Here is a 21,640-nt window from a genome sequence, read left to right as displayed (position 1 = left end):
TTAAGCCTCCCGGCTGCGGGCACACATCATGGTTGCTTCGCAGACAATTTTACCGTCAACGGTCGCTACGCCTTTGAAGCGAGTCAGGCCGCGGCGAGTTTTCTCGAAGGTGACTTCCATGACCATCTGATCGCCTGGCACCACTGGGCGCTTGAAGCGTGCTTCGTCGATACCGGCGAAGTAATACAGCTCGCCCGGCTCCAGTTTACCGACGCTTTTAAACGCCAGGATACCGGTGGCCTGCGCCATGGCTTCCAAGATCAATACGCCTGGGAAAATCGGTTTGCCAGGGAAGTGGCCCTGGAAAAACGGTTCGTTCACCGATACGTTCTTCACCGCACGCAGATATTTGTGCTCTTCAAACTCGAGGACGCGGTCGACCAGCAAGAACGGGTAACGGTGAGGAAGCAGATCCAAAATTTCTGCAATATCCAGAGTATGAGTGTCAGTAGTCAAAATACTCTTCCTGTCTCTAAAAACTGATGGCATCAACAACACGGCCTGCGCTGACCCCAAAAGGAGATCATCATGCAGGCCGCAAATTAACATCTCTTTGCGCTTTTGGTCTCACGACCAACGCGTTTCGTTTTGTACCCGCCAGGGCGGGCGGCAATGATTAGTCTTTTCCGACTTTACGTTCGACAGCTTTCAAGCGTTTGCTGATCTCATCGATATTCATCACCAACGCAGCGGTTTTACGCCAAACCTTGTTAGGCTGCAACGGAATGCCCGAAGAGTATACCCCAGGTTCGGTGATTGGTCGCATAACCATTCCCATTCCGGTAACAACAACCTTGTCGGCAATTTCCATGTGACCGTTGATCACGCTGGCACCGCCGATCTGGCAGTAGCGGCCGATTTTCAGGCTACCGGCCATGATCACACCGCCGGCGACGGCGGTATTGTCGCCAATCACAACGTTATGTGCAATCTGGCATTGGTTGTCGATGATAACACCATTCCCGATTTGGGTGTTATCCAAAGCGCCGCGGTCAATGGTGGTGCAAGCGCCGATTTCGACGCGATCGCCGATAATCACCGTGCCCAGTTGAGGGATTTTGATCCACTCGCCGCGCTCATTCGCATAGCCGAAACCGTCTGCGCCGATCACGGTGCCCGACTGGATCAGGCAACGCTGGCCGATTTCAACCGCATGATAAATCGTGACATTCGCCCACAGACGCGTTCCCGCACCGATGCGTGCATGTTTGCCGATGAAGCAGCCCGGGCCGATAACCACGTTATCGCCAAGCACCGCACCCGACTCAATCACCGCGTTCGCCCCAATGGCGACGTTCTGCCCCAGCTGCGCTTCAGGCGAGATCACCGCACTTGGCGCGATATCCTGGGCCGGCGACGGCGTGGTGTCCATCAGCTGCGCCATGCGCGCATAGGTCAGGTAAGGGTTCTTAACCACCAGCGCCGCAGCACGGCAGTGTGGTAAATCCGCTTCGGTAAGCACCACGGCGCTTGCCTGGCAGGAAGACAGCTGCTCTTGATAGCGGCTGTTTGACAAAAACGTGATTTGGCCAGGCTGTGCCGAATGCATAGAAGCAATGCCGGTGATGACGAGATCGCCATCACCGTGCAATTGTGCATCCAACTGCTGCGCTAAATCAGCCAGTCGAATTGAAAGCATGTGTTATTTAACCTGTTTCAGCACGTCAGCAGTGATATCTTTGGAAGAGTCTGCATAGGCAACGGCGTTGGCATCGATCACCACGTCATAACCGCCTTTGCTGGCGACAGATTTCACGGCATCCTGGATACGGCTCAGGATTTTGTTACGCTCTTCCATCTGGCGACGACGGTTGTCCTGCTCGAAAGCCTGCGCTTTCTGAGAGAACTGCTCGCGCTGCGCCATCACGTCTTTTTCCAACTTGCTGCGGTCGCTGGCTTTCATGGTAGCGCCGTCACGCTGCAGACGTTGCATTTTGGTCTGCAGGCTACGTTCCATGTTCTGGAGTTCGCTTGCGCGGCCTTTAAACTCGTTTTCCAGCTGTTTAGCGACCGCTTCGCGGGCCGGCAGCTGTTGGAAAATGCTGGAGACGTTAACGACAGCGATCTTATCTGCTGCCTGAACGCCAGCTGAAGCAGCCATTGCTAAACCGAGGCCTGCGGCACACAACCACTTTTTCACTATAAACTCCTTACCATCACCCATTTGTGTCATATGACACTGAAGTACACAATTTGCCAGACTTATCCCACCACACAATGAGAATCATCTCCCTCTGCCGGCAGGCGCCTGGCCATTGCGATTCTTAATAACTGTTATGCCCAGAGGCGAGACCCGTTACCAGGTCTTACCGATGTTAAACTGGAACTGTTCGGACTTGTCGCCTTCGTATTTCTTGATCGGGTTGGCGTAAGAGAACACCAACGGCCCCAGCGGTGACATCCACTGCAGCGCGATACCGGCGGAGGAACGAATATTGCCCGCTTTGCTGTAGTCAGGCACGCCGTACATCAGCGTTTCGTCGGTATTCTTCCACTTGGTATCCCACACGGTACCCGCATCGATGAACAGCGACGTCCGCACGGAATTGGCGTATTTCTCGCTGATGAACGGCGTCGGAGTGATCAGCTCCAGGCTGGCAACTGCCATGGCGTTACCGCCCACCGCGTCATCCGAGCTACAGATGCTCTGACGCGCGGTGGTGCTGCCGGCGTTGAACTGGCACTGGTACGAATTGGAGTTGTAGTACACCGCCTTCGGACCAATGGTGTTGGACTGGAAGCCACGCACGGTGCTTGAACCACCGGCATAGAAGTTCTCGTAGAACGGCATTTCCTTGCCGCCCAGCCCATCCGCGTAACCCAGACGGCCGCGCCCCAACAGCACCCAGGTGCGATCGTCGTTGATCGGCACGTACTGTACGCTGTCCAGCGTCACCTTGTAGTATTCGTTGTCCGAGCCCGGAATGGTGACCTTGCCGTTCAACGTGGTGCGGTTACCCGACGTCGGGAAGTAGCCGCGGTCCAGGTTGTTGTAGGTCCACCCCAGGTTCAGGGTAAAGTCGTCCGTCGAGTAGCTGGCGCGGTCAGTCTTGTTCGCATCCACGCCCATCGAGTCGAGATAACGCCACATGGCGATCTGCGGCTGCATGTTCGACAGACCGTTGTGGACGTAGCCCAGGCCGGTACGCAACGAGTTGTTTTCGTTGATCGGGAAGCCCAGCGTGCCGTCAACACCGTAACTCTTGTTGGTGTAGTCGGACAGGTCCGCGTTATCCGCTTTAAAGTCGTTGTAGAATACACGGCCGCCCAGGCTCACACCGTCAACGGTGAAGTACGGGTTGGTGACCGAGAATTCGGTATAGGTTTGGTAGTCGTTCTTGGTGCCGCTGATGCCGACCGAGTAGCCGGTACCCAACCAGTTGTCCTGCTGCACGCCGGCCTGGAAGCTGACGCCGCTCTCGGTGCCGTAGCCGACGCCGAAGTTAAAGGTACCGGTGTTGCGCTCTTTCACCTTGTAGGTTACGTCGACCTGATCGGCGGTGCCCGGCACGCGCTGGGTTTCCACGTCAACCGTTTCGAAGTAGCCCAAGCGGTTCAAGCGTTCTTTACCCTGCTCGACCTGTTCGTTGCCGAGCCAGGCGCCTTCCATCTGGCGCATTTCGCGACGCAGTACGGAATCCTTGCTGGTGTCGTTGCCTTCAAACTTGATGCGACGCACATAGAAGCGGTTGCCCGCGTCGACGTTGACGTGCAGCTTGACGGTTTTATCCGCGTCGTTGATCTCCGGCTGAGTGCCGACGCGCGGGTAGGCGTAACCATAACGGCCCAACATCGTTTTGATGTTGTCTTCCATTTTGGTCACCTTGCTGCCGTTATACAGCTCGCCCGGTTCGATCTTGGTGATCTGAGCAACTTCCGCCGAGTGGCCGGCCAGGTTGCCGTTCACGACAACATCGGAAAGCTTGTACTGATCGCCTTCGGTGATGTTGATGGTGATGTAGATGCCTTTTTTATCCGGCGTCAGGCTCACCTGGGTAGAATCGATGTTGAAGCGGGCATAGCCGCGATCCAGATAGAAGCTGCGCAGGGTTTCGAGATCGCCCGCCAGTTTTTGCTTCTGGTATTTGCGATCGCCGACCAGGTTCCACCACGGCACCTCATCACGCAGCTGGAAGCGCGAGATCAGTTCGTCGTTGGTGAAGGCATGGTTGCCGACGATGTTGATTTGTTGAATCTTGGCGGAGACCCCTTCCGTGAACACCAGCTTCAGGTCGACACGGTTGCGCGGCAGCGGCGTGACCACGGCTTTCACCGAGGCGCTGTATTTACCGACGCTGTAGTAGAAGTCTTCCAGCCCTTTTTCAATGCTGGAGATCGTGGTGCGGTCGAGCGCCTCGCCCACCCGGACGCCGGAGGCTTCCAGGTTCTGCTTGAGCATGTCATCCTTCACCGACTTGTTGCCGGAGAAGGTGATGCTGGCGATGGTAGGACGTTCCTTCACCTGCACGATCAACGTATTACCATCGCGCAGTACGCGCACGTCCTCGAAGTTGCCGGTGGCAAACAAGGCTCGGATAGTATTACTGATGTCATCGTCAGTGACGGTATCGCCGACGCGAACCGGCATGTTGAGTAACGCCGCACCGACGGCGACTCGCTGCAGGCCTTCGAAATGAATATCTTTCACTACGAACCCGTCTGCACCGTATACGGTGGCGCTGCCAAACAGCAGCGACGCTATGAGCAACTTTTTCATCGCCATCGTTGTTATGCGTTCTTCCTAACCTATCCCCGCCCCTAAAGGCGGGAAAAATCATTGAAAAGTGCAAGACCCATCAACAACACCAGCACGATCGAACCTATGCGGTAGCTGTAGTCCTGTACTCGCTCGGAAACCGGCCCACCCTTCAGCTTTTCTATCGCCAGGAAGAGGAGATGCCCACCATCTAACACCGGTAATGGGAACAGGTTGATGATCCCCAGGTTGACGCTAATCAACGCCAGGAACATCAGATAATACACGAACCCGACTCCGGCTGATGCCCCTGCTCCCTGTGCAATCGAGATCGGGCCACTCAGGTTGTTCAGCTTTACATCACCGGTTATTAATTTGCCCAGCATGTTGACCGTCAGCCGCATTAGCTGCCAGGTCTTGTCGCCGGCCTGATACAGCGCCGGGAACGGTCCATACTGGCGAATCGTCTTATACTCGTCCGGCAGCGGCAACACCTTTGGAATGATGCCTGCAAACCCCACCGATTTGTCTTTTCCCACCGGCTTTGTATCCGGTATCAGCGTCAAAGACAAGGGGGCGCCGTTTCTTTCAATCTCCAAAGCCAGCGGTTGCCCCGGGCCATCGTGGATACGCTTCACCAGCGTCTGCCAACGACCCAACGGCTGACCATCGACTTTAACGATCCTGTCCCCCGCTTGTAAACCCGCCTTTTGCGCCGCCGAGTCAGGCTGCACTTCCGCCAACACGGATTCAATCTGCGGGCCGCGCGGCATAATGCCCAGCGCAACAACGGGATCCTGCTTGTCCGGCTCAAAGTTCCACTGGCGCAAATCCAGGGTTTTGGTCACTACCTGCGAAGAGCCGAATGGCGCAACGCCGACTTCGGTTTGCGCATCGCCAATCTTCGCCACCAGCGCCAGACGAACTGACTCCCAATCAGGCGTTTCGATGCCGTCAACCGACTTTAGTTCCATGCCAGACGAAATTTCGGCCCTGGCGGCGATCGATTGCGGCGCGATTTCGCCGATCACCGGGCGGAAACTCGGCACGCCGATGATGAACACCAGCCAGTAGGCAAGGATAGCAAACAGGAAGTTGGCGATGGGACCGGCGCTGATGATGGCCGCGCGCTGCCAGACGGTTTTGTTGTTGAAGGCCTGATGGCGCATTTCCGGCGCCACCGACTCCACGCGCTCGTCCAGCATCTTCACGTAGCCGCCGAGCGGAATCAAGGCGATGACGTACTCGGTGCCCTGGCGATCGGTGCGGCGCCACAGCGCGCGACCGAAGCCGATGGAGAAGCGTTCAACGCGCACGCCGCAACGGCGGGCAACCCAAAAGTGTCCGAACTCGTGCACGGTTATCAAGATACCGAGCGCAATCAGAAACGCCACCAGGTTCCAAAGCACGCTGACCATCATCCCTCACTTTCCGTCATCGACGGATTAAAACACCAACAGCATCAGGCAGGCAAACACCGGCACCGCCGCGGTCAGGCTGTCGATACGATCCAGTATGCCGCCATGACCGGGGATCAAATGACCGCTGTCCTTGATGCCCGCCTCGCGTTTGAACATGCTCTCGGTCAAATCGCCCAGCACCGAAGCCAGCGCGGCGAGCACCGAGCAGACCAACAGGGTGGTCGGCACCACGTTCAGTGGCGCATAGCGGCCGAACAGCCAGGAAATGACCGCCGACGTCAACAACCCGCCGATCAGCCCTTCCCAGGTTTTGCCCGGCGAGACCTTCGGCGCCAGCTTATGCTTGCCGAACAGCTTGCCGAACAGATAGGCGCCGGAATCCGCGCCCCACACCAGCAGCATCACGTACAGCAGCCACCAGGCACCGGTAAACGGGTTTTGCTCGTAGCCGTACTGGCGCAGCGCCAGCATGCCCCAAAAGAACGGCACGATGGTCAGCAGGCCGAACAGCAAGCGCAGCGGGCGCGAGTTGCGCCAGATGGCGGCCGAACCGGGGTAAAACAGCACCAGCAGCAGCGCTGCCAGCCACCAGACCAGCGACAGCCACAGCGAGCCGCTTACCTGCGGCACGGATTGATGGTACGCGGGAACGCTGAGCATCATCAGCGCCAGTAGAAAACCGCACAGTATCGCCAGCCAGATGCGCTGCGAACGGGAGGTAAAACCGGCCAGTTGGCCCCACTCCCAGGCTGCTAACATGCACACGACGAGCGTTACCAGAGCAAAGGCCAGCGGCGGCAACAGGAACAGCGCCGCGATAACGATCGGGATTAAAATCAGAGCAGTTATGAGGCGATACTTCAGCAAAAGTTCTCCCTAGGACGCATCGGCGCCGATAGGTGTTGTTCCCCCGAAGCGGCGCTCACGTTGTGCAAATGCATTCAGCGCACCTTCAAAGACAAGTTCATCGAAATCAGGCCAGAGCACATCAGTAAAGTAAAGTTCAGCATAGGCGATTTGCCACAGCAGGAAGTTACTGATGCGATGCTCGCCACCGGTGCGGATAACCAGATCCACCGGCGCCAGGTCGCTCATGCAAACCCGCTCGCTCAATAATTCCTCGCTGATCTGATCCGGGTGCAACTCCCCTACCCGTACCCGTTCGGCCAGTTCCCTTACTCCCTGAATGATATCCCAACGGCCGCCGTAGTTGGCAGCGATATTGAGCGTCAGGCCATCGTTATTTTCCGTCAGCGCTTCAGAGCGGCGGATCCGCTCCTGCAAACGCGCGCTGAATCGGCTGATATCGCCGATCACTCGCAACCTGACGTTATGTTTATGCAGGCTTTTTACTTCACTATCCAAAGCGCGGACAAAAAGCTCCATCAGTGCGGAGACTTCCTGCACCGGACGGTTCCAGTTTTCGCTGCTGAAGGCATAAAGCGTGAGTGCATCTAAATGGTGGCTGGCGGCAAAACTGACCGCGCGGCGAACCGATTTCACCCCTGCTTTATGACCGAAGACACGTAACTTGCCCTGACGTTTGGCCCAGCGTCCGTTACCGTCCATGATAATGGCGACATGGCGCGGCCCCGGGGAAGATGGATTAGCCTCTTGTTGGTTTGCGGACGACATAACTCGTACTTATTTCCTCAATAGAAATATAACTGCCTTTCCGGAACATCAGGCCCTTACGCGCAAAAAAAGCCGTGTGCCCGACACGGCTTTCAACCAGCCCTCGCGATACCCGACACCGCCGGATCGCCATTGGCGCACAGAGCGCCAATCGGGCCATAATTCAACGGTATAACCGCTGACAGGTGGCGCAGACTATACCACCTCAGCGGGGCATGAACAAACGACCCCGCTGCGGCATACGCGAATTACGAGCAAAATCGGATAATCGCCGTGCTCAACTGCACAACGCGCGAACGCGCTGCTCGGCGACGGCGCGCGCCTGGCGGTCAATGTCTAAGACCGCTTCGATGCACGTCGGTTCCTGCAGCGCGAGGCGCTCGACGACCTGGCGGTTGACCGCGGCAATGTCGGTAAAGCGAATCTGCTGCTGCAAAAATGCCGCCACGGCAATTTCATTGGCCGCGTTCAGTGCGGTGGTCGCCGCCTGGCCGGCGTCGAACGCTTCGATTGCCAAATACAGGCAAGGATAACGTTCGCGTTCCGGTTCGGCGAAGGTCAGCGAACCGATGCGGCAGAAGTCCAGCGCTTCCACGCCGGAGTTTACACGCTGCGGATACGCCATCGCGTGAGCGATCGGCGTGCGCATATCCGGCGTACCCAGTTGCGCCAGCACGCTGCCATCGGCGTAGCGCACCATCGAGTGAATCACCGACTGCGGATGCAGGATCACTTCCATTTGCTCGGCCGAGGCGTTAAACAGCCAGCGGGCCTCAATGTATTCCAGACCTTTGTTCATCATGGTGGCGGAATCCACCGAGATCTTGCGGCCCATCGACCAGTTCGGATGGGCACAGGCTTGATCCGGGGTCATCGCGGCGAACTGCTCCAACGGCGTAGTGCGGAACGGGCCGCCAGAGCCGGTAAGCACGATGCGCGAAACGCCATGACTGTCCAGTGAAGAGTATCCCAACTGACGCTGAATGTTCTCAGGCAAACTCTGAAAAATCGCGTTGTGCTCGCTGTCGAGCGGCAGCAGCTGCGCCTGGCTTTGCCGCACCGCGTCCATAAACAGACGGCCGCAGGTGACCAGCGACTCTTTGTTGGCCAGCAGTACCTGCTTGCCTGCGCGGATCGCCGCCAGCGTCGGCAACAGCCCTGCGGCACCGACGATGGCCGCCGTCACTTGATCGACGTCATCCAACGCCGCCAGTTCGCAGGCCGCTTGTTCTCCGGCCAAGACCTCGGTAGCGACGCCGTTTTCCGCCAGAATGGCGCGCAGCTCGCGCGCGGCGCTTTCCTCTGCCATCGCGGCGAAGGCGGGCCGGAATTCCATGCATTGCTGCGCCATGACCGCGACGTTGCGGCCGGCCACCAGTGCTTTGATCGCAAAACGGTCGGGATTCGCCCTGACCACGGCCAGGGTGCTGGTCCCTACCGAGCCGGTCGAGCCAAGAATGGTCAGTTGCTTCATGAGTTCACTCTGAATAACTGTCTGATGAGATCGGAGGTGCTCCAGTGTGGAACCTTGGACACCGCTTGTCCATGATCTTTCAGTACGATGAAACGGGATCTGCGCCACAAAAAACAAAGCGCCGCCCAGGCGACGCTTTTTTTCTGCGCGATGCTGATTAGAAATCCATCAGCTCTTTTTCTTTCTCCGCCAGCGCGGCGTCGACCAGCTTGATGTAAGCGTCGGTCATTTTCTGAATGTCGTCTTGTGAACGACGTTCTTCGTCTTCGCTGATCTCTTTGTCTTTCAGCAGCGCCTTGACCTTGTCGTTGGCGTCGCGACGCACGTTACGCACCGCTACGCGACCCTGCTCGGCTTCGCCGCGCACGATCTTGATCAGATCCTTACGACGTTCTTCGGTCAGCGGAGGCAGCGGAACGCGAATGTCAGAACCGGCGGAAGACGGGTTGAGGCCCAGATCGGAGCTCATGATCGCTTTCTCAACGGCCTGGCTCAGGCTGCGATCGAACACGTTGATTTTCAGCGTGCGGGAGTCTTCCACGGTCACGTTGGCCAGCTGGCGCAGCGGCGTAGCGGCGCCGTAGTATTCCACCATGATGCCGTCCAGAATGCTTGGAGAAGCGCGGCCGGTGCGGATCTTGCTGATTTGGTTTTTGAATGCTTCTACGCTTTTTTCCATGCGTGAATCAGCATCTTTTCTGATTTCATTAGTCACGTTGCAAACCCTTGGAAGCTGGTTACTTGGCAGGCGATACTCAAGTATAGCCCGTAATCGTACTCGGAGAGCGCGCGGCGCCTGGCGTCACGCGCGCCGAAAAAGGGGTGTGAACAGCCTTATTTGCTGATCAGCGTACCTTCGTTCTCACCCATCACCACGCGGCGCAGTGCGCCAGGCTTGTTCATGTTGAACACGCGGATCGGCAGACCGTGATCGCGGGCCAGCGTAAACGCCGCCAGATCCATCACTTTCAGCTCGCGCTCCAGCACGTCCTGATAGGTTAATTGTTCATACAGCGTCGCATCCGGGTTTTTCACCGGATCGGCGGAGTATACGCCATCCACTTTGGTGGCTTTCAGCACCACGTCCGCTTCGATTTCGATACCGCGCAGGCAAGCGGCAGAATCGGTGGTGAAGAACGGGTTGCCGGTACCAGCGGAGAAGATCACCACGCGGTTGTTGCGCAGCAGGCTGATAGCCTCTGCCCAGCTGTAATTATCACATACGCCGTTCAGCGGGATCGCTGACATCAGGCGGGCGTTCACATAGGCACGGTGCAGTGCATCACGCATAGCCAGGCCGTTCATCACGGTAGCCAGCATTCCCATGTGGTCGCCCACTACGCGGTTCATGCCGGCTTGCGCCAGGCCCGCGCCGCGGAACAAGTTCCCGCCGCCAATAACTACACCGACCTGAATTCCCAGTTCGACCAGCTCTTTCACTTCCTGAGCCATGCGATCCAAAACGCTGGCGTCGATACCAAAACCTTCTGCACCTTGCAGGGCTTCGCCACTCAGTTTAAGCAGAATACGCTGATATACGGGTTTTGCATTGGTTGCCATGGTGTTCTGTCCTAAGAAGCAGTATTAGTATTGGGGATTTCAGCCGATGAAATGCGCCTGAGGTGAGTATCACGCTGCAGGGCCTGCCACCGGTGTAATTCTGGCTGGATAGTATGGAACCGCCAGACGGCGGTTCCATCGACAGTCATTAAGACTGTTTGCTCATCGCGGCAACTTCAGCAGCGAAGTCGGTTTCGACTTTCTCGATGCCTTCGCCCACTTCGAAGCGAATGAAGTTGGTCACGTCAGCGTTGTGCTCTTTCAGCACCTGAGCAACAGATTTGCTCGGATCCATAACGAAAGGCTGACCGGTCAGAGAAACTTCGCCGGTGAATTTCTTCATGCGGCCTTCAACCATTTTCTCTGCGATTTCTTTTGGCTTGCCGGACTGCATGGCGATGTCCAGCTGAACCTGGTACTCTTTTTCTACCACTTCAGCAGACACGTCTTCTGGCTTCACGAACTCTGGCTTGCTTGCCGCAATGTGCATTGCGATTTGCTTAACCAGCTCTTCGTCAGCGCCTTTAGCCGCAACCAGTACGCCGATACGCGCGCCGTGCAGGTAGCTGCCCAGCACGTCGCCTTCCAGGGAAGCAACGCGACGAATGTTGATGTTTTCGCCGATTTTTGCCACCAGCGCTACGCGCTCTTCTTCGAACTGTGCTTTCAGCACGTCAACGTCAGTGATTTTGCCGGCCATAGCGGCATCCAGCACTTTGTCGGCGAACGCCTGGAAACCGGCGTCTTTTGCTACGAAGTCAGTCTGGCAGTTAACTTCCAGAATGATGCCGTAGTTGCCTTCGATCTTGGTTTTGATCACGCCGTCAGCAGCTACGTTGCCTGCTTTTTTAGCGGCTTTGATCGCACCGGACTTACGCATGTTTTCGATTGCCAGTTCGATGTCGCCGTTGGATTCAACCAGCGCCTTCTTGCAATCCATCATGCCAGCGCCGGTACGCTCGCGCAGTTCTTTTACCAGGGCAGCGGTAATATCAGCCATTTATTTTTCCTCGGTTATCTCGCGTGGAGACAGTTCTCATTCAGATAAGCAAAGGGGGCCTTTACAGGCCCCCCTAACCAACATATGTCAATACCTGGTTAATAAGGGCTCAGTGACGAGCTTGCCTTATTATTCAGCTTCTACGAAGCCTTCTTCCGCCTGAACGGCCAGATCTTGAGAACGACCTTCACGCACAGCGGCAGCAACGGCAGTCAGGTACAGGTTTACTGCACGGATTGCGTCGTCGTTACCAGGGATGATGAAGTCAACGCCGTCTGGGTTGGAGTTGGTATCAACGATAGAGAATACCGGGATACCCAGGTTGTTGGCTTCTTTGATCGCGATGTGCTCGTGATCGGCATCGATAACGAACAGTGCGTCTGGCAGACCGCCCATATCCTTGATACCGCCCAGGGAGTTTTCCAGCTTGGCCAGTTCACGAGTGCGCATCAGCGCTTCTTTCTTGGTCAGCTTGTCCAGGGTGCCGTCTTGAGACTGGATTTCCAGGTCTTTCAAACGTTTGATGGACTGACGAACGGTTTTCCAGTTAGTCAGCATGCCACCCAACCAGCGGTGGTTCACGAAGAACTGGTCACAGCTGTTCGCAGCGTCTTTTACCGCTTCGCTTGCTGCACGTTTGGTACCAACGAACAGGATCTTGCCTTTACGGGAAGAGATCTTGCTCAGTTCAGCCAGAGCGGCGTTGAACATTGGTACGGTCTGCTCCAGGTTGATGATGTGAACCTTGTTACGAGCGCCGAAGATGAAAGGCTTCATTTTCGGGTTCCAGTAACGGGTCTGGTGACCAAAGTGAACACCAGCCTTGAGCATGTCGCGCATGGAAACAGTTGCCATGATTAAACCTCTATAGATTAATTGGGGTTATGCCTCCACGTATCCCATAACGCCGACCCTGGCGGCGACAAGTCACCTCAGGGCACCCCGGCGGATGTGCCGATACGTGTGTGTTATTTACACAAAATGAGTGCAGTTAAAGTATTTTCGGCCAATTCCTGCCAGGTCACAAGAACCAAGTCGCGGATCGCCGGCGCGCTTTATACCATAAACCCGCTGCAGACACCAACTTTTGTTGCTTTACGCCGGGCATCGGGAAATGAAATTTGGCAGCCTCCGGCCGGGCTGATACCATAAGTCACTGCTTCTTATTGTCGACGATAACGACACCTGCGGACGAATTTCATGGCAATCTCAATTAAAACACCTGATGACATCCAAAAAATGCGCGTGGCCGGCCGCCTGGCCGCCGAAGTGCTGGAAATCATCGAGCCGCACGTCAAACCTGGCGTGACCACCGGCGAACTGGACCGTATCTGTCACGAGTACATCACCAACGAACAGCAGGCCATTTCCGCCTGCCTCGGCTACCACGGCTTCCCGAAATCCGTGTGCATCTCGGTGAACGAAGTGGTGTGCCACGGCATCCCGAGCGACGACAAAACGCTGAAAGACGGCGACATCGTCAATATCGACGTGACCGTGATTAAAGACGGCTTCCACGGCGACACCTCAAAGATGTTCATCGTCGGCAAACCGACCATTCTGGGCGAGCGCCTGTGCCGCGTCACTCAGGAAAGCCTGTATCTGGCGCTGAAGATGGTCAAGCCGGGCATCCGCCTGCGCACCCTGGGCAAGGCTATCCAGCAATTCGTCGAGGCCGAAAAGTTCTCCGTGGTGCGCGAGTACTGCGGCCACGGCATCGGCGAAGTGTTCCATGAAGAGCCGCAGGTGCTGCACTATGATGCCGATGACGGCGGCGTAGTGCTGCAGGCTGGCATGGCCTTCACCATCGAACCGATGGTCAACGCCGGTGACTACCGCATCCGCACCATGAAAGACGGCTGGACGGTAAAAACCAAAGATCGCAGCTTGTCGGCGCAGTATGAGCATACTATTGTGGTCACTGATAACGGCTGCGAGATAATGACGTTGCGCAAGGATGACACCATCCCCAACATCATTACGCACGAGATGTAAGCACCGCGGTGAACGCCGCGTGCAGAATATCACCAGGCCGGCTTTTGCCGGCCTTTTTTATGGGCTGCGCACTATGTCTGACAATCTCCTTCAACAGGCGGCCCCGGCCGTGCCGATGCCACCCGTCTCTCCCAGCGCCTACGGCGACGACGAGCTCACCTGCCCGGTGCTGAAACAGCGGCTGGAGCAGTTCCAGCTGTGGCTGGCGGCGGCATTCGACGCCGGCGCCAGCGCCGAAAGCCTGGTGGCGGCGCGCAGCGACTTCATCGATCGCCTGCTGCGCCGGCTGTGGACCTTCTACGGTTTCGAAGATATCCCGGAAACCGCGCTGGTGGCGGTCGGCGGCTATGGCCGCGGCGAGCTGCATCCGCTGTCGGATATCGACGTGCTGGTGCTCAGCCAGCGCCGGCTGACTGAGCACCAGTCGCAGCGGGTGGGCGAGTTCATCACCCTGCTGTGGGATCTCAAGCTGGAGGTCGGCCACAGCGTGCGCACCCTGGAAGAGTGCCTGCTGGAGGGATTGGCGGATCTGACCGTGGCCACCAACCTGATCGAGTCGCGCATGATCTGCGGCGACGTCGCGCTGTTCCTGCAGATGCAAAAACATATCTTCAGCGACGGCTTCTGGCCTTCGCCACAGTTTTTCCACGCCAAGACCAACGAGCAGCAGGAGCGCCACCAGCGCTACCACGGTACCAGCTATAACCTGGAGCCGGATATCAAAAGCAGCCCCGGCGGCCTGCGCGACATCCACACCCTGCTGTGGGTGGCGCGCCGCCACTTCGGCGCCACCTCGCTGGACGAAATGGTCGGTTTCGGTTTCCTCACCCAGGCCGAGCGCAACGAACTGAATGAATGCCAGAGCTTCCTGTGGCGCATCCGCTTTGCGCTGCATCTGGTGCTGCCGCGTTACGACAACCGTCTGCTGTTCGATCGCCAGCTCAGCGTGGCGCAGCTGCTGCGCTATGAAGGCGAAGGCAACGAGCCGGTCGAGCGCATGATGAAAGACTTCTACCGCATGACGCGGCGCGTCAGCGAGCTGAATCACATGCTGCTGCAGCTGTTCGACGAAGCTATTCTGGCGCTGGACGCCACCGAGAAGCCGCGCCCGCTGAACGACGATTTCCAGCTGCGCGGCGATCTGATCGATCTGCGCGACGAAACGCTGTTCATCCGCGAGCCGCAAGCCATCATGCGCATGTTCTACCTGATGGTGCGCAACCGCGAGATCAAGGGCATTTACTCCACCACCGTGCGCCAGCTGCGCCACGCGCGCCGCCACCTGAAACAGCCGCTGTGCACCATCCCGGAAGCGCGCGATCTGTTTATGGCCATCCTGCGCCACCCCGGCGCGGTATCGCGCGCGCTGGTGCCGATGCACCGTCACAGCGTGCTGTGGGCCTATATGCCACAGTGGGGCAAGATCGTCGGGCAAATGCAGTTCGATCTGTTCCACGCCTATACCGTCGATGAACACACCATCCGCGTGCTGCAAAAGCTGGAGAGCTTCGCCGATGCGCAAACCCGGCCACGCCATCCGCTGTGCGTGGAGCTGTACCCGCGCCTGCCACACCCGGAACTGCTGCTCCTGGCGGCGTTGTTCCACGATATCGCCAAAGGGCGCGGCGGTGATCACTCGATCCTCGGCGCGGAAGACGTGGTGGAGTTCGCCGAACTGCACGGCCTCAACTCGCGAGAAACCCAACTGGTGGCCTGGCTGGTGCGCTGCCACCTGCTGATGTCGGTCACCGCGCAGCGCCGCGACATCCAGGATCCGACGGTGATCCAGCAGTTCAGCAGCGAAGTGCAGAGCGAAACCCGGCTGCGTTACCTGGTGTGCCTGACGGTGGCCGACATCTGCGCCACCAACGAAACCCTGTGGAACAGCTGGAAGCAGAGCCTGTTGCGCGAGCTGTACTTCGCCACCGAGAAGCAGCTGCGCCGCGGCATGCAGAACAGCCCGGATCTGCGCGAACGCGTACGCCATCACCGCCTGCAGGCGCTGGCGCTGCTGCGCATGGACAACATCGACGAAGAGGCGCTGCATCGCATCTGGAGCCGCTGCCGCGCCGACTATTTCCTGCGCCACTCGCCGAATCAGCTGGCCTGGCACGCCCGCCATCTGCTGGCCCACGACTCCACCCAGCCGCTGGTGCTGGTCAGCCGCCAGGCGACGCGCGGCGGCACCGAGATCTTCATCTGGAGCCCGGATCGCCCTTACCTGTTCGCTGCCGTCGCCGGGGAGATGGATCGCCGCAACCTCAGCGTGCACGACGCACAGATCTTCACCAACCGCGACGGTATGGCGATGGACACCTTTATCGTGCTGGAACCGGACGGCAGCCCGCTGGCGCAGGATCGCCACGCGGCGATCCGTCAAGCCTTGCTGCAGGCTATCACCCAGCGGGAGTATCAGCCGCCGCGCGTGCGCCGGCCCTCTTCCAAGCTGCGCCACTTCAGCGTGCCGACCGAGGTCACTTTCCTGCCGACCCACACCGACCGTCGCAGCTACCTGGAGCTGACCGCGCTCGACCAGCCCGGCCTGCTGGCTCGGGTGGGCGAAGTGTTCGCCGACCTGGGGCTGTCGCTGCACGGCGCGCGCATTTCCACCATCGGCGAGCGGGTCGAGGATTTGTTTATCCTGGCAGACGGCGAGCGGCGCGCGCTCGACCAAGAAACGCGCAGAAAGTTGGAGCAACGGTTGACAGAGGCCCTCACCCCCAACGATAAAATGTGATACAAGTAACTTTTTACCGACAACATCAGGAAAGAGAACAGCATGCAGCAATTACAGAACGTTATTGAAAGCGCCTTCGAGCGCCGTGCGGACATCACCCCGGCGAACGTAGACACCGTAACGCGCGAAGCGGTAAACCAGGTGATCGGCCTGCTGGACAGCGGCGCCCTGCGCGTCGCCGAGAAGATCGACGGTCAATGGGTCACCCATCAGTGGCTGAAGAAAGCCGTGCTGCTCTCTTTCCGCATCAACGACAACAAGGTGATGGACGGCGCGGAAACCCGCTACTACGACAAGGTGCCGATGAAGTTCGCCGACTACGACGAAGCGCGCTTCCAGAAGGAAGGTTTCCGCGTTGTGCCGCCGGCCACCGTGCGCCAAGGCGCGTTCATCGCGCGCAACACCGTGCTGATGCCGTCTTACGTTAACATCGGCGCCTACGTCGATGAAGGCACCATGGTCGACACCTGGGCCACCGTCGGTTCTTGCGCGCAGATCGGCAAAAACGTTCACCTGTCCGGCGGCGTCGGCATCGGCGGCGTACTGGAGCCGCTGCAGGCCAACCCGACCATCATCGAAGACAACTGCTTCATCGGCGCGCGCTCCGAAGTGGTGGAAGGCGTGATCGTGGAAGAAGGCTCGGTGATTTCGATGGGCGTATACCTCGGCCAGAGCACCCGCATCTATGACCGCGAGACCGGCGAAATCCATTACGGCCGCGTGCCGGCGGGTTCGGTGGTGGTTTCCGGTAACCTGCCGTCGAAAGACGGTTCTTACAGCCTGTACTGCGCGGTGATCGTCAAGAAAGTCGATGCCAAAACGCGCGGTAAAGTCGGCATTAATGAGTTATTGCGTACTATCGACTAAATTGAAATAGCGGGTGATTCACCCGCTATTTTTTTGTCTGCGTTTCGCTGGCAGTCACAGTCGCAGATCTCGCTTTCCGCCATAATTGCAGTCGTGGAATATAACGATCACATCTAAAGAGGGCGCAGTATGTACGATAACTTGAAGAGTTTGGGCATCAATCAACCGGAAGACATCGATCGCTATAGCCTGCGTCAAGAGGCCAACAACGACATCCTCAAGATCTATTTCCGCAAGGACAAAGGCGAGTTCTTCGCCAAGAGCGTGAAGTTCAAGTACCCGCGCCAGCGTAAAACCGTGGTGGCGGACAACGCCGGCCAGGGCTACAAGGAAATTCACGAGATCAACCCGAACCTGCGTTACGTGATCGACGAGCTGGATCAGCTGTGCCAGCGCGATCAGGTGGAAGTGGATCTGAAGCGTAAAATCCTCGACGACCTGCGCCATCTCGAAGGCGTGGTGTCGCACAAGATTGCCGAGATCGAATCCGATCTGGAAAAACTCACCCGCGGCAAGTAATGCGGATCGGTTGACCCGCATCATCGCCAAGGCGCCCTTTCGCGGCGCCTTTTTACATTATGACTGCAGCAACGTGCCCCACTGCTCGACCCACGGACAAGCGGCCACTTCCGGCTCCGGCTGTTCCATCGCATCGATCTCCAGCACTTCGCCAACGCGGGTGGCGCCCTGCTCTTGCAGCAGCGCGTCAAACGTGCGCCCCGCGCCACAGAAGTTGTCATAGCTGCTGTCGCCGAGGGCAATCAGCCCGTAGCGCAGTTCCGGCTGATAGCCAACCTGATCGCGAATGGCGTGGAACAGCGGCGCGATGCTGTCCGGCAAATCGCCCTGCCCGGTAGTGGAGGTGATCACCAGCGCGTAGTGCTGACGATAAAACTGCCAGGCCTCCAGCGTGCCCTCTTCGAACAGTTTGACCTCATGGCCCTGCTCGCTGAGGATGTTTTGCGCCTCTTCCGCCACCAGCAGCGAATTGCCGTAGACCGTTCCCACGAAGATACCAACCTGAGCCATGGCTCCTACTCCCTTCATTACCTTTAAAAATTGTCAGCTATCCTGACCGTTAGCCGCGCTAAACTCAACCCCGGCAAGTTCAGGGAATACCCCCGCCCAGCCGAACTGCGTCATCACCCCTTGCCAGTCTTCGTCCCAGCGCGCCGTCACCTGCAGCGGCTCGCCGGTCACCGGGTGCGTCAGCTGCAGATGGCTGGCGTGCAGCATCAGGCGCGGGCAGCCGAAATGCTGTGCCATCCCGCGGTTCTGCCGCAGATCGCCGTGCTTGCTGTCGCCGATGATCGGATGGCGAAGGTGCGCCATGTGGCGCCGCAATTGGTGCTTGCGGCCGGTTTCCGGCTGCAGTTCCACCAGACTGTAACGTGCGCTGTCGTAGCGGCCGACGGCCACCGGCATCTCTACCTGCGCCAACGGCCGGTAGTGCGTCACCGCCGGCTGCGGCCCCTTGTCGGCATCGGCATGTTTATCGGCGATTTTGTCCAGCTCCGCCGTCAGCGGGTAGTCGAGGGTCGCCCCCTCCTGCACGTAACCGCGCACCACCGCATGGTAGGTTTTCTGCACCTGATGCTGCTCGAACTGCTGCGACAGCAGACGCGCCACCTCGCTGGAGAGCGCCATCAGCAGCACGCCGGACGTCGGGCGATCGAGACGGTGCACGGTAAAGACGTGCTGCCCGAGCTGATCGCGCACCGTTTGCATCATGAAGCGAGTTTCATGACGGTCCAGCCAACTGCGGTGCACCAACCAGCCCGACGGTTTGTTCACCGCCACCAGGTGTTCATCCTGATACAAAATCTCAATCACATCGCTTTCCCAGATAAATAGCCGTTTCGGGCGCGAGTATAACAGGCGTGCGGCTCAGCGCTAGTTCACCCATTCGATGGTCACCAGACGCGTATCGGCGCGGCCGCGATCGTCCACCGCCCGAATGCGATAGCGCCCGTTGTTGATCGGCCGCCAGTCGATCGGCTTTTTGCTGGCGCTACTGCCGAGATAAATATCGTCAACGAACCAGTACACCGTCTTGCTGTCGGCGTCCGTTACCGCATTGAAGGCAATTTTGTCCCGCCCCTGCTGCGACTGGCGCAGGGTGTAGGTGGTATTTTTCAACGGCGAGGTGATGCGCGGCGCGTTGCCGCCGACGGCGATGCCGTTGTCCTTGCAGCGGTTGACCGGCGGTGCCCGCTTCGGCAGCCCGGCCTGGGCGAACACGTTGGCCAAATCGGAAGGCCAGAATTCAAAAATTTCGGTGCGGGTCTGCGCCGCGTCATACGGCGGACAGACGACCTCGCCACTGTGAATATCCAGCACCACCGGCCGATAGACGCTGTCTACCTTGATCGGCGACTTGCCGGGAATGAACCAGGTCTTGCCCTTCTGCTGGCACCACGGCGTTGGCAAATCGCCGCTGGCGAGACAAATCTCTACCCGCCGCAGCCGTTTGGGGAACGGATGTTTCGGTTCACGCAGGCCAGGGTAGCTGGCATTGACGCTGTCGATGATATTAAAGAACAGCGGCGCGGCCGCCTCGGCGCCGACCAACGCATTGTTGCCGCGCCCGTCGAAGTTACCTTCCCACACCACCAGCACGTAAGGGCCGAAAATCCCGACGCTCCAGGCGTCGCGAAAGCCCCACGAAGTCCCGGTCTTCCAGTACACCGGCAGCGAAGTAGAACGCTGTGCCAGCGTATCGCCCGGCCGCCGGTGCTGGCGCAGCATATCCAGCGTGATGAAACTGGCCTCCTCGCTCAACAGCCGAATCGGCGTCGGTTCGGTCTCGTTCAGCTGCATGCGAAGCGGCCGCAGCTCGCCGCGATTCGCCAACAGCGCATACAGCTTCGCCAGCTCCTGCGCCGTTACCTCGCCGCCGCCCAGCACCAGCGACAACCCATAGTGGCTCTCATTGGCCATATTGGCGACGCCGGTCAGGCGTAAGAACTGATAAAAAGTCGGCTGGCGCAGCTGCGAGGCGACATACACTGCCGGAATGTTGCGGCTGAAATTCAGCGCATCGGTGGCGGTCACCGGGCCGAGAAAGCGCCGGTCGAAGTTTTCCGGCGCATAGGCGCCGAACGACGAAGGCACGTCTTTCAGGATGGTCATCGGATGCAGCACGCCCTGCTCCATGCCCAGCGCGTAGATGAACGGCTTCAGCGTCGAACCCGGCGAGCGCTTGGCGTTGGTACCGTTTACCTGCCCCTGGATCGGCCGATGGTAATAGTCCGCCGATCCCACCAGCGCACGCACCCCCATATCGCGGCTGTCCACCAGCAGCACCGCGGCGTTTTGGATGCCGCGGCTGCGGTTGCGGGCGATAAACGCGTTGACCTGCCGCTCGACCAGCCGCTGCAACCCGGCGTCCAACGTGGTATCGACGCGCGTATCGCGCTGCACCAGTTGCTGCGTCTGCAGCCGTAACTGCTCGATAAAGTGCGGCGCGATATAGGGCACTTGCTCAGGCTGTCGCAGCGCCAGCGGCAGGCGGAACAGCGTTTGCTGGCTGGCGTCGGTGGGGTAAACCCGCTGCCAGCGCTGGAACAGACGGTTGCGCGCCTGCGTCAATGCAGCGCCGAGCACGCCGGTTTTCGGCTCCAGACGGTAGCTGGGCGACTGCGGCAGCACCGCCAGCGTCAGCGCCTCCGGCAGAGTCAAATCCTTCGGCGACTTGGCGAAATAGATCAGGCTGGCAGCGCCGATGCTTTCGATGTTGCGGCCGTAAGGGGCGTAATTCAGGTAGGCTTCCAGGATATCGTGCTTGGAGTAGCTGAGCTCCAGCTGCACCGCGCGCAGCACCTGCAGCAGCTTGCCGCCCGGCGTGCGGGTGTTGAGATGCCAGCGCATGCGCGCCAGCTGCATGCTGATGGTCGACCCGCCCTGCATTTTGCCGCCGGCGACATAGCTGCGCCAGAAGCCACGCATCAGGCTAACGGGGTTAAAGCCGGGGTTGTAGTAGAACCAGCGGTCTTCGTGCAGCAGCAGCCCACGCACCGCCAGCGGCGACACCTGCTCCAGCGGGGTCCACAGCCGGTAGCGGTCGTCGTTGGCCAACGTGATACGCAGCAGCGCGCCGTGCCTGTCGTAATAGACGGAAGACTGCGGCAGCCCCTGCCACAGGGGCGGATGCGGCCACAGCCGAATCGCGGTCAGCAGCAGCGCCAGTAAAAACGCCGCCATCAAGCCGTTTTGCAGCACGCGCCCGGTCAGGATCTTCATACGTTATCACCGC

At 58.7% G+C, this 21,640-nt stretch carries 19 protein-coding genes; 4 read left to right on the top strand and 15 right to left on the bottom strand.

Going from position 1 to position 21,640, the window contains the following annotated elements; all coding sequences use genetic code 11:
* The 12 genes from fabZ to rpsB all read right to left on the bottom strand — a co-directional run bounded on the left by fabZ (position 1) and on the right by rpsB (position 12,641).
* Positions 1-456 carry a 3-hydroxyacyl-ACP dehydratase FabZ gene (fabZ, locus tag FUU19_RS18165; RefSeq protein WP_004931962.1) on the bottom strand — a complete coding sequence of 152 codons (456 nt, stop codon included), beginning with the start codon at positions 454-456 and terminating at the stop codon, positions 1-3.
* 160 nt (positions 457-616) lie between these two features.
* Positions 617-1,639 (bottom strand): UDP-3-O-(3-hydroxymyristoyl)glucosamine N-acyltransferase, encoded by a 1,023-nt coding sequence (gene lpxD, locus FUU19_RS18160; RefSeq protein ID WP_025304030.1) that lies wholly within the window; start codon positions 1,637-1,639, stop codon positions 617-619.
* 3 nt (positions 1,640-1,642) lie between these two features.
* A complete protein-coding gene (skp, locus tag FUU19_RS18155) occupies positions 1,643-2,140 on the bottom strand; it encodes a molecular chaperone Skp (protein ID WP_004931958.1) in 498 nt (165 codons plus the stop codon).
* Positions 2,141-2,296: 156 nt separating this feature from the next.
* Positions 2,297-4,723, bottom strand: coding sequence for an outer membrane protein assembly factor BamA (gene bamA / locus FUU19_RS18150; protein WP_141966976.1), 2,427 nt, complete (start codon positions 4,721-4,723; stop codon positions 2,297-2,299).
* A 35-nt stretch (positions 4,724-4,758) separates the two neighbouring features.
* The gene (rseP, locus tag FUU19_RS18145) at positions 4,759-6,114 is read right to left on the bottom strand and encodes a sigma E protease regulator RseP (protein WP_038878816.1); all 1,356 of its coding nucleotides are present in this window, start codon (positions 6,112-6,114) and stop codon (positions 4,759-4,761) included.
* 27 nt (positions 6,115-6,141) lie between these two features.
* Complete coding sequence (cdsA, locus tag FUU19_RS18140) at positions 6,142-6,984, bottom strand: phosphatidate cytidylyltransferase (protein ID WP_141966974.1); 843 nt, start codon at positions 6,982-6,984, stop codon at positions 6,142-6,144.
* Positions 6,985-6,993: 9 nt separating this feature from the next.
* Positions 6,994-7,752, bottom strand: coding sequence for a (2E,6E)-farnesyl-diphosphate-specific ditrans,polycis-undecaprenyl-diphosphate synthase (ispU, locus tag FUU19_RS18135; RefSeq protein ID WP_141966972.1), 759 nt, complete (start codon positions 7,750-7,752; stop codon positions 6,994-6,996).
* A 277-nt stretch (positions 7,753-8,029) separates the two neighbouring features.
* A complete protein-coding gene (ispC, locus tag FUU19_RS18130) occupies positions 8,030-9,226 on the bottom strand; it encodes a 1-deoxy-D-xylulose-5-phosphate reductoisomerase (protein WP_197834274.1) in 1,197 nt (398 codons plus the stop codon).
* 157 nt (positions 9,227-9,383) lie between these two features.
* A complete protein-coding gene (frr, locus tag FUU19_RS18125; protein WP_073533691.1) occupies positions 9,384-9,941 on the bottom strand; it encodes a ribosome recycling factor in 558 nt (185 codons plus the stop codon).
* A gap of 119 nt (positions 9,942-10,060) precedes the next feature.
* Positions 10,061-10,786, bottom strand: coding sequence for a UMP kinase (gene pyrH, locus FUU19_RS18120; protein WP_004931940.1), 726 nt, complete (start codon positions 10,784-10,786; stop codon positions 10,061-10,063).
* A gap of 148 nt (positions 10,787-10,934) precedes the next feature.
* Positions 10,935-11,786, bottom strand: a complete 852-nt coding sequence (gene tsf / locus FUU19_RS18115) for a translation elongation factor Ts (protein ID WP_033644872.1) — start codon at positions 11,784-11,786, stop codon at positions 10,935-10,937.
* A gap of 129 nt (positions 11,787-11,915) precedes the next feature.
* The gene (gene rpsB, locus FUU19_RS18110; protein ID WP_016929891.1) at positions 11,916-12,641 is read right to left on the bottom strand and encodes a 30S ribosomal protein S2; all 726 of its coding nucleotides are present in this window, start codon (positions 12,639-12,641) and stop codon (positions 11,916-11,918) included.
* 345 nt (positions 12,642-12,986) lie between these two features.
* Between rpsB and map the strand changes: the two genes are divergently transcribed.
* The 4 genes from map to FUU19_RS18090 all read left to right on the top strand — a co-directional run bounded on the left by map (position 12,987) and on the right by FUU19_RS18090 (position 17,904).
* Complete coding sequence (map, locus tag FUU19_RS18105) at positions 12,987-13,781, top strand: type I methionyl aminopeptidase (RefSeq protein ID WP_004931936.1); 795 nt, start codon at positions 12,987-12,989, stop codon at positions 13,779-13,781.
* Positions 13,782-13,854: 73 nt separating this feature from the next.
* Positions 13,855-16,518, top strand: a complete 2,664-nt coding sequence (glnD, locus tag FUU19_RS18100; protein WP_141966966.1) for a bifunctional uridylyltransferase/uridylyl-removing protein GlnD — start codon at positions 13,855-13,857, stop codon at positions 16,516-16,518.
* Positions 16,519-16,560: 42 nt separating this feature from the next.
* The gene (gene dapD / locus FUU19_RS18095) at positions 16,561-17,385 is read left to right on the top strand and encodes a 2,3,4,5-tetrahydropyridine-2,6-dicarboxylate N-succinyltransferase (protein WP_004931932.1); all 825 of its coding nucleotides are present in this window, start codon (positions 16,561-16,563) and stop codon (positions 17,383-17,385) included.
* A 129-nt stretch (positions 17,386-17,514) separates the two neighbouring features.
* Entirely contained in the window at positions 17,515-17,904 is a 390-nt protein-coding gene (locus FUU19_RS18090) for a DUF3461 family protein (RefSeq protein WP_230491008.1), read from the top strand.
* A gap of 57 nt (positions 17,905-17,961) precedes the next feature.
* Here FUU19_RS18090 and FUU19_RS18085 read toward each other — a convergent pair whose 3' ends face one another.
* From FUU19_RS18085 to pbpC, 3 genes are read right to left on the bottom strand one after another with little or no spacing between them, the layout of a single operon-like run.
* Entirely contained in the window at positions 17,962-18,414 is a 453-nt protein-coding gene (locus FUU19_RS18085) for a flavodoxin (RefSeq protein ID WP_103830293.1), read from the bottom strand.
* A 33-nt stretch (positions 18,415-18,447) separates the two neighbouring features.
* The gene (truC, locus tag FUU19_RS18080; RefSeq protein WP_043139895.1) at positions 18,448-19,218 is read right to left on the bottom strand and encodes a tRNA pseudouridine(65) synthase TruC; all 771 of its coding nucleotides are present in this window, start codon (positions 19,216-19,218) and stop codon (positions 18,448-18,450) included.
* Between the two features lie 60 nt (positions 19,219-19,278).
* Positions 19,279-21,627, bottom strand: coding sequence for a penicillin-binding protein 1C (pbpC, locus tag FUU19_RS18075; RefSeq protein WP_230491007.1), 2,349 nt, complete (start codon positions 21,625-21,627; stop codon positions 19,279-19,281).
* Positions 21,628-21,640: the final 13 nt, after the last annotated feature.

The organism is Serratia montpellierensis, from assembly GCF_020858655.1.
GTDB classification, from domain to species: domain Bacteria; phylum Pseudomonadota; class Gammaproteobacteria; order Enterobacterales; family Enterobacteriaceae; genus Serratia; species Serratia montpellierensis.
This window is presented reverse-complemented; position numbering and strand designations above follow the sequence as displayed.